We start from the raw sequence: 7,856 nt of genomic DNA on the forward strand, positions 1-7,856 counted from the left end.
AATGCATTCACAAAAACCATTTCTTGGTTTTGTTCGGCGACTCGGAACAAACGCATCACACCGGGATCCGCGTCGGCCGCCCACATGCCTTGCAGTGCGACATGCCGAGGAACCCCAAGGTCGCGACAAATCTGCAGCGCCAAAGCCAAATTGTCGGGATGCTCGATATGAGAAAAACCGGCAAGATCGTCCCACGTCACTTCGCGAACCGCATCGTCAAGAATCGAAACCACCTCGGATCGGCGATCCGCTGCTGCCTCAGCAATGACTTGTAGCGTTTCCGGACGCTGTTCGGCCGTATAGACCTTTCCACCCACGGGAACCGTGCCGCACAACGCTTTGGCAACGCCGACAACATCCGGCCCCATCACGTCCAAATGATCGGCGCGAGCATTGGTGATCACCCCATGCGTGGATTTCACCAATTTCAATTCGCAAATTGATTGAAGCTGTGGCTGAAGCGCCATGCACTCAATGACAAGTGCTTCGGCTTGCAACCGCACCGCCGCGTGAACCACACGCCGCTGTTCCATGATGTTCGCCCGCGACGGACGAAACACCGACGCTTCACTACCATCGGGAAAGATCATGCGGGGAACCGTCCCCGTGGTCTTCGCACACGTGCGTATGCCGCCGGCTCGCAATCCCGCTGCAATTAAACGAGTTACACTTGATTTACCTCGAGTCCCATTAACGTGGATCCTAATGGGGATTTTCGAGAGATTACGTTGATGCCATAGCGACTCAGCAATTCCAACCGCTGACAACGCGAGTGCACCGCCACTAACTAGCAGAGTCCCGTACATGAACCCTCCATTTTTTTACAGCTTCGGTTTCAGAAACGACAGATATTAGGACGCGAGAAAAGTAAGATCAACAAATTAGACCGGTAGCCATGTCAACCACGAAGTGTTTGTAAAAATGACTTGAATGTTAGTAAGCGTTACAAAATAAAACGCTGCCTACCAACCGCCACACACCATCATGGGTCACAAGGTTGAGCGAACAAATCTTCCCGGATAAACAGGATCGATCAAGAAAAGAGAAAAAAGACGCGTTCGGTTTCCTATCGTGAAACAACTGAACCGTCAGACTAGAGCCTCACCATACACAAATGCCGTGCCCGCAATCAAGAGCGTTCCCAAGTGGGGTTTCGACATTCACGTCGTCGGGTAGACGATGCCCGGATTGTTGCACTTTTTGCCTCCGTGAATACGCCCCCCCGCTATCTTCTATCGCCATTTTTTGCTTTTCGCGGAAGGTTTTAGATCCGTTTTCTAAAACATCGTCTCCAACCACTACGCGATCAGGAAAACAGCTTCTCGATTCCCCTGCAATTGAGCCGATTTCGTGAGGTCCACGGTGTTTTCGCGGTCGTTAGAAGGTCCAGTTGGCGGGAAAGAACCAACGCAGACAAAGGGCGGATCCGCCGCGTCAAACTGGGGCTTAGGGCGGGCAATCCCGCATGCATCAGGGCCGAAGATGAGCGTGAAATTTTGATAAAGCAACCATGTGGTTGATCGAATTCACTGGACACTTAATGCCGAGTTACGGATTACCGAATGGTGCAAACCGTTCCGCCGGATGGATGACTCGGCGTGTCGGGTTATTCGTGCCCCCGTCGGCCTAGTGGAGGAGGCCGATCGCTTGTTTGATGACGCAGGCTGGCAGCCTGAGTTGAGGTTGAGGACGCGTTCGCAGATCCGTGCTGCTACCAAAATTCGATGATTACTTCAGCTTGTAACACATCAGCTTGCCTTGCTCGCGCAAGTACAGCTTGCCATCGGCGATCACCGGATGCGCCCAACTTTTGCCTTGCTGGAATTCCGGCTTGATGATGCTGACCACGTCGAACTTCTCGGGGGTCGCGTTGGTCAACAGGATCGTGCCGTCTTCGCGTCGATAAAGGATGTGTCCATCGGCATAGATCAAGCTGGTTTCCCCCTTGCCCTCGGCACGTACGGGCCCCCATGCGATCTCGCCAGTGGCCATTTCGACACACACCGGCATTCCATTGCCATTACCATGTCCGCAATAGATGTAGCCATCGACGAGCGTCATGCCGCCGTGTTTGTTCTGAAGCTCGCGTCCTTCGAGCCAGTATTGTTCGGTTGCTTTCACGCCCCCGCGTCCATCGGATGTTAGTTTTAGTAGCGCCGAACCGGTTCCATAACCTGTACTGGTAAACACATAGTCGCCATCGACAATCGCGGTGGGAATGTTTGCGGTGGTGTTGGCGACTCGATTGTATTGCCACAACAATTTCCCATCGCTTGCACGAACACCGATTAATCCACGGCCAACCAATTGGACGTACTGCTTTACGCCACCGCCATGGGAAATGACAGGCGATGAATAGCCAGCGCCCTGTTTGACCTTCTTGTCGCCGGTATCCCGCTGATCCGCAGCGAGGGTACATGCCCAAATCTCGTCGCCATTGTTTTTGTTTAACGCGACGACCAATCCAGATTTTCCGCCCGGCGTACAGATCACGCGGTCCCCGTCGACGAGTGGCGATTCACTGAACCCCCAGCCGCTCATCATCATCCCGTCCCAATCATCGAAGTCACGACTCCAAACTTCGGAGCCATCCTTTGCATTAAGACAGACGATGCGACCATCACTGCTGACCATGTACAAGCGATTGCCATCAATCGTGGGCGTGGTTCGACTTCCTTCGTACCCATGCTTTGGCGGCCCGCTTGCAATCGCTTGCTTCCAAAGGATGTCGCCGGTGTTCGCATCAATTGCGACTGCCGATTGGCTGTCGTCAAAATTGCCGGTGGTATAGATTCGATTTCCCGCCACCGAAACGCTGGCGTAGCCTTCGCCGATGCCATCAGCCATCCACTGCAGCGACGGGCCCTCGTCACCCCACGATTCAAACAAGCCGGTTTCGGAGGAGCGATTGGCACGGTCGGCTCCACGCCACTGCGTCCAATCCTCTGCGATTGAAACGGAGAAGCTAAAAACAACTGTAAACACGATGGGCAAACTCGCCCGCAACGACATCAATTGCATAAATGGATCCTGAAAATGCTGGAAGGAAAGGCTGGGTTTTCAAAGGAAGGCAGACGGCATTCACCGCGAAGCACGCGTCAAAAACGCTCCACCGATTGTACGCCGATCGCGATGCAAAGTATGCAGCGTTACGCAATATCGTGGATTGTCCGTCAAAAAATTCCACGCCGGCGGCAGGCCCCGTATTCGCAGTCTAGCTGGGCAGACCACGCACCTTCAAAAAGGCCGAAATGGCGACAATCACACAGGCCAGCAGGACGACCACTTTCAACCATTTCGCTCGATTGTTTCGCATACCCTCGAATTTGGGACTTCGCCCCACCAATACCGAAGCAATGAAAAAGATAACCAAGGCGAGGATCATCTTGGTTCCTACCATCCCGTGGTAGAGTCCGTCGCCTTTGTGGCCTGGAATCGCTCGCATGTAATTGTAGATTCCGCTCGCCAAAAGCAGCAGAATACCAACGTGGACAAAACGCTTCCAACGACTCAATACCGCCGTACTGAGCGATTGCCGTGGCTGATCGTCGAGTCCCTTGGATGACGGCAGCAACACGAACAACAGAAACATTGTCCCGCCAACCATCGTGATTGCCGTGCCGACATGAGCAAACCGAGAAAGCACATCAAGAAAAAACATTAGCTCATCGCTCCTAAACGATTGGGGTAGATGTTGCCGCGATTAGAAGTCATCCGGCGGCGTTGACCAAGCCCACGGTCAGTTCCGAAGGGAAAAGAAAAAGCTCGGTTCGATCGGCATCACCCCAAACTTCGTGTGCTCAAACGAACCGTATTCTCGACACACAAAACCCTCCAAACAGTACAATCCAACAAAGACTGACATCTGGCGTGACCTGAATAATCGTCGCCAAGTTCGCGTACTTTGCTGAATTTGACGACCGCGAGACCGCCGGGGCCATCATCGTGAACTAGCCTCGGATTTTGCGACGCGACAAGACAAAGAGTGAAGACAAAGTCAAGCACTTGTTATTAGACACCGCGATTAGGCACTGCGTTGAACGCTCCTTCTACCCGTGAATCCCATCGCTCGTCATTAAACCGTGGCGAACGTCTCGCTGACAACGAACCGAGGTTGCTGCTAACGTCGATCGCAAAACGCTGCAGCGATCGCAATGAGTTCATTCGCCAATTGGCCCAGCACTTGCAAAGCGAATTTGCGGTGGGGGTCGTCGCCATCGTCGCGTTGGACCACGAACATCCGATGATGCTGGTCGCGGATGAGCAACTCGGAAGCCACATCGACCGCGGGGCCATTCGCCAAAATCTAGAGATGGCAACGTCGACACCGACCGCCAGCGACATTGGTTTACTCGATTCTGATGCGAGCCGCTCCGCACCGTCGAGCGAAGACAACACGTCGCTTTCGGTTCGCGGTTTCCGAGTGGAATTGATGTCGGCGCCACACCGTTTGGCGGTCTTACTCGTTCACCGCATCGGTCACCGCCCCACCGCCGCCGAACAGCTCGAAACCCTTCGCCGGTTGAATGCCTACGTTCAATCTGTCAGTCAATTCGATCGAAACGGGAACACATGGCAGCGATCCACCGTCGACACCGCCGTCGATTCATCGCGGGGCGACATTCCAACCCGTTCAGCGTCCGAATCGCTTGCAAACGCAAACACGTCGTCCAACGTCACACCGCTACGACAAACCGGAAACGAATCTCCTTCGCAGCGTTCCGCTCTGCTGCAACTGCATCGCAGCCTTTCGGTTCACCGCACGGCGTACGCCATTGCCAACGAAAGCCGACGGTTGATCGGTTGCGACCGAACCGTCGTGCTCACCAGGCGTGGCAAACACTACCGGGTCCGAGCGGTCAGTGGTGTCGCGGTCGTTGATAAACGCAGCAATGCGACCCGCTGTATCGAACGCTTGGTTCAAAAGGCGACTGTGTTACCACGCCCGGTCATGCTTCCCGATTCGGAATTACTACCCCCGCAAATCCAAGCTCCGCTGGACGAATACCTCGATCAATGCGGAACCACATCAGCGGCATTGCTACCGCTGAGAGTCGCTGAAGAACAAGCTGACGACGTTTCGTCGGACGACCTTCTGGATGATCCATTTTCTTGCCAGGGTGAAATCGTTGGCGTCCTGTTGGCCGAATACTTCAACGGCGAGGGTCCTGAATCGATAACTGCGACCATGCAGTTGGTCGTGAACGATTCGGCCGTTGCGCTGAAAAATGCAATGGAGCATGACAGCATTTTTGCACTGACGCTCTGGAAAGCGATCGGCCGTGTCAAACGCTCAAGCAAATGGATCTGGATCACGACCGCGATGGCATCGACTCTGATGGTCGCCATCGCATCACTATTCATCCAAGTCGACCATTATGTGATTGCCACTGGTTCGCTTGAACCGACGCAGCGGCGCCACGTTTTCGCCGCCGTCGATGGGGTCGTCAAAACGCTGCACGTCGTCGATGGACAACCAGTCACATCGGCGTTTCCACTATTGGAACTTGAAAACGCTGACCTGCAGCGAAACAGCGAAACCATTGCCGGTCAAATCCAGACAACATTGCAGCGTTTGGCGTCAATCAAAGCCGTCCGGCTCAGTGGCGATGCCCAGCAAAACCCGTCCGATCGGATGGCAGTGGAACAACAGCAACTTGAAACCGAACTAGCCAACCTGCGGTCTCAACTATCGATCATCGAGTCCCAGCAAGCGGACTTGATCGTAAAGAGTCCGATTCGGGGAACGGTGGTCGGATGGCAACTCGAACAACGACTTGCTCGTCGCCCGGTATCGCGAGGCAATTTGCTGTTGAGCGTGGTGGATGAAACCGGCCCTTGGGAATTGAAACTACAAATTCCCGATCGTGATGCGGGCGCGATGCTTGAATCATTCGAACAAACCCCAGCGTTGCCGGTCACCTTTGTCGTCGCAACCCAGCCAGACCGGTCGTACGCTGCGACCTTGCATAACGTTGCCACTGCCGCTCGGATCGATGAGCGAGAACAGGCGGTGATCGACACCACCGCCCGCGTTTTACGAACATCGGACCCCCAGTCCAGCACCGACGTTTTCGATCCATTGGATGTCCGCATCGGGGCTGACGTCACGGCGCGTGTTTATTGCGGCCACCGGTCGTTATTGCGCAGTTGGTTCAGCGACATCTTTGACTTCGTCAATCGCAAAGTGTTGTTCTATTTCCGTTAACCGTCTCGATTCCCAACATCGCCACGTCAATTCATGTCGACCATCACACGCTCATCGAGCAATGCGATCGGCGTTCGCATTCGCCAGGATCTGGTCGCAGTGCAAACACTGCACCGGAACGAGTCGGCATATGTCGTCAAAGACCCAATCTCGATGACGTATCACCGTCTTCGATCGGATGAGTATTTCATTTTAGAGCGACTTGATGGTCGCAGCAGCCTTGACGATTTGCAACGCGAGTATGAGACAAATTTTCACCCACAAAAAGTATCGCACAGCCAACTAAATCAATTGCTGTTCCGATTTCACCAGAGTGGGCTAACGGTATCGGATGCCGCAAACCAAGCACTCCCTCTTGAAAACCGTGGTCGCAAGGAACAGCGACAAAAATGGCTGCAACAACTTAGCAGTCTACTGTTCATTCGCTTTCCCGGTATCGACCCCGAACCGTTTCTCCGCAGGACCTACCCGTGGGTCCGGCCGTTACTAAGTCCAACTGCGATGGCAATTGCGGTGTTTCTCTGCGTGTCTGCCGCCATCGCTTTCGTTGCCCGCTGGGATACGTTCGCAGCAGAGTTCCCCACGATCGGAGTTTGGTTAAGACTTGATTCGTTACTCATCCTGGCGGCGGTGATAGGCGGTACAAAAATCTTACACGAACTAGGCCACGCATTTGTTTGCAAACACTTTGGCGGCGAGTGTCATCAAATCGGGCCGATGTTATTGGTATTTACTCCCGCACTGTACTGCGACACCTCCGATTCTTGGATGCTACCGAATCGCTTCGAGCGAGCGGCAGTAGGACTCGCCGGAATCTTGACCGAAGTCGTGTTAGCGGCAATCGCGACTTGGATTTGGATCTTCACTGCCGAAGGAATGGTACATTCGATTGCCATGAACGTCATGCTCGTCTGTGGCATCAGCACCGTAGTATTTAATGCGAACCCGTTGCTACGATACGATGGCTACTATGTACTGTCGGATCTATGTGACACTGCCAACTTGGCCGAGCGATCACGACGATTACTGTTTGCTCATTTGAATCGGATCTTGTTGGGAGTGGACGAAATCCCATATGAAACGCTTACCGTATTCGGGCGATTCTGGATGCTTATGTATGCAGCCTTGGCCGCGGTTTACCGTTGGACGCTGACGCTTGCGATCTTGTGGTTCGTTTCGCTCATGCTTCGTCCCTACGGATTGGAATCACTTGGTCGCATGCTATGCGTTTTTGCGATCACCGGAATGATCTATAGCCTCTTGCAAATCCCCATGCGTTTCCTAAAAAATCCTGCTCGACGTACCAAGGTCCAATGGACACGGTTACTCCGTTTTTTCTGCGTAAGTGCAATTTTGATGGGTGTGATGATGTGGCCCATGCCGTCATCCATCTCGACCACGGGCCGATTCACGCCTCGCAAACAAACCCCGGTATATATTTCGACATCTGGTATCTTAGAGCGACTCGATGCCTCACCCGGTGACACGGTTGACAAGGGCGACACTATTGCCACGCTTGTCAATCACGATGTGCAGTATGAATACGCCAAAGCACTGGGGCAGTTGAGGTGCAAGCCGCGATTGTTCAGTCGCTTCGTAAACGACGTTTCCAATCCCCTGAAACAGGCGACGAACTCCCTGCCGCCGA

The 7,856-nt window shown here is 53.8% G+C and carries 5 protein-coding genes; 2 read left to right on the plus strand and 3 right to left on the minus strand.

The window, feature by feature from the left end; genetic code table 11:
- The 3 genes from pgsB to RMSM_RS28505 form a co-directional block, all read right to left on the minus strand.
- Positions 1-806: poly-gamma-glutamate synthase PgsB (pgsB, locus tag RMSM_RS28490; RefSeq protein ID WP_040769819.1), on the minus strand; the 806-nt coding region annotated here is incomplete at its 3' end.
- Positions 807-1,728: 922 nt separating this feature from the next.
- The gene (locus RMSM_RS28495; protein WP_236622340.1) at positions 1,729-2,985 is read right to left on the minus strand and encodes a PQQ-binding-like beta-propeller repeat protein; all 1,257 of its coding nucleotides are present in this window, start codon (positions 2,983-2,985) and stop codon (positions 1,729-1,731) included.
- A gap of 229 nt (positions 2,986-3,214) precedes the next feature.
- Entirely contained in the window at positions 3,215-3,661 is a 447-nt protein-coding gene (locus RMSM_RS28505) for a hypothetical protein (RefSeq protein WP_008705429.1), read from the minus strand.
- 375 nt (positions 3,662-4,036) lie between these two features.
- Here RMSM_RS28505 and RMSM_RS28510 point away from each other — a divergent pair, with 375 nt between their 5' ends.
- Both RMSM_RS28510 and RMSM_RS28515 read left to right on the plus strand, forming a co-directional pair.
- Positions 4,037-6,208 (plus strand): efflux RND transporter periplasmic adaptor subunit, encoded by a 2,172-nt coding sequence (locus RMSM_RS28510; protein WP_008705433.1) that lies wholly within the window; start codon positions 4,037-4,039, stop codon positions 6,206-6,208.
- Positions 6,209-6,241: 33 nt separating this feature from the next.
- On the plus strand, positions 6,242-7,856 hold a 1,615-nt coding region (locus RMSM_RS28515; RefSeq protein ID WP_008705436.1), incomplete at its 3' end, for a site-2 protease family protein.

This window comes from Rhodopirellula maiorica SM1, from assembly GCF_000346295.1.
GTDB classification, from domain to species: domain Bacteria; phylum Planctomycetota; class Planctomycetia; order Pirellulales; family Pirellulaceae; genus Novipirellula; species Novipirellula maiorica.